Below are 1296 nucleotides of genomic sequence, written 5' to 3'. Positions count from 1 at the left end.
TCGGACAACCTTCCGCGATCCGTCCCCCCATCGCATCATACGACGGTGCAGGAATATTAACCTGCTTCCCATCAGCTACGCATCTCTGCCTCGCCTTAGGGGCCGACTCACCCTGCTCCGATGAACGTTGAACAGGAAACCTTGGGCTTACGGCGTGGGGGCTTTTCACCCCCATTATCGCTACTCATGTCAGCATTCGCACTTCTGATACCTCCAGCATCCTTTACAAGACACCTTCGCAGGCTTACAGAACGCTCTCCTACCATATGCTTACGCATATCCGCAGCTTCGGTGACTGGCTTAGCCCCGTTACATCTTCCGCGCAGGACGACTCGATCAGTGAGCTATTACGCTTTCTTTAAATGATGGCTGCTTCTAAGCCAACATCCTGACTGTTTTAGCCTTCCCACTTCGTTTTCCACTTAGCCAATCTTTGGGACCTTAGCTGGCGGTCTGGGTTGTTTCCCTCTTGACGCCGGACGTTAGCACCCGACGTCTGTCTCCCAAGCTCGCACTCATCGGTATTCGGAGTTTGCAATGGTTTGGTAAGTCGCGATGACCCCCTAGCCATAACAGTGCTCTACCCCCGATGGTGATACTTGAGGCACTACCTAAATAGTTTTCGGAGAGAACCAGCTATTTCCAAGTTTGTTTAGCCTTTCACCCCTACCCACAGCTCATCCCCTAATTTTTCAACATTAGTGGGTTCGGACCTCCAGTGCGTGTTACCGCACCTTCATCCTGGCCATGAGTAGATCACTTGGTTTCGGGTCTACACCCAGCGACTATCGCCCTATTCGGACTCGATTTCTCTACGGCTTCCCTATATGGTTAACCTTGCCACTGAATGTAAGTCGCTGACCCATTATACAAAAGGTACGCAGTCACGGAACAAGTCCGCTCCTACTGTTTGTATGCACACGGTTTCAGGATCTATTTCACTCCCCTCCCGGGGTTCTTTTCGCCTTTCCCTCACGGTACTGGTTCACTATCGGTCGATTACGAGTATTTAGCCTTGGAGGATGGTCCCCCCATATTCAGACAGGATTTCTCGTGTCCCGCCCTACTTGTCGCACGCTTAGTTCCACACATCGCATTTCACATACGGGGCTATCACCCGCTATGGCTCCTATTTCCAGAGGATTCTGTTATGCGTCATGCTAAAACGTGCAGGCTCATCCCATTTCGCTCGCCACTACTTTGGGAATCTCGGTTGATTTCTTTTCCTGCAGCTACTTAGATGTTTCAGTTCGCCGCGTTCGCTTTGCATACCTATGTATTCAGTATGCAATGACC

General features: G+C 50.9%; 1 rRNA gene (only partly in view). It reads right to left on the bottom strand.

Annotated features, from left to right (window positions below):
* Positions 1-1296, bottom strand: a 23S ribosomal RNA gene (locus AC07OK_RS30700) (its annotated part extends 1453 nt beyond the left edge of the window); the annotation flags it as partial.

This window comes from Duganella sp. GW821-FHT07G03, from assembly GCF_059418605.1.
The sequence above is the reverse complement of the archived record's forward strand: the minus strand, read 5'-3'. Positions and strand labels throughout refer to the sequence as shown.